This is a genomic window from Rhizobium sp. 05L429 (assembly GCF_056397645.1).
On the sequence record NZ_JBFTNV010000099.1, the window covers coordinates 1 to 415 of the forward strand.

General features: G+C 66.5%; 1 protein-coding gene. It reads right to left on the reverse strand.

Going from position 1 to position 415, the window contains the following annotated elements; all coding sequences use genetic code 11:
- Positions 1 to 68: 68 nt before the first annotated feature.
- A partial coding sequence (locus AC1DNW_RS35490) for a glutamate--cysteine ligase (protein ID WP_477855834.1) occupies positions 69 to 415 on the reverse strand: 347 nt, incomplete at its 5' end.

The following is a 415-nucleotide window of genomic DNA, read 5'->3' on the forward strand; positions in this document are numbered from 1 at the left end:
TTGCTGTGGGGCCGCTATTTTGCCGCTGCTTGCGACCGGCGCAAGCCGCCGCCAGCCACCCCGGGAAATCATTCGTAGATTTCGGCGTCCGGATCGGTCGCTTCCATTTCGTAGCTGGCGGCCACCATGGCCAGCCGGCCCACCACGCCGTACATGTAGAAGCGGTTCGGGGCACTGGCGCCGGGCTTGGCGCCGGGCTGAGGCAAGTGCGCACTTTCAGAGAAAGCCAGCGGCACGAAGCTCGCGCCCGGCAGCTTCAGGTTCTCGTCGGCGGCGCGCTCGGCATGCACGCGGTAGAAGCCGCCCACCACGTAGCGATCCATCATGTAGACCACCGGTTCGGCCACGCCGTTGTGCACGCGCTCGTTGGTCAGCACGCCTTCCTGCACGATCAGCTCGGTGGGGTCGCGCAGAT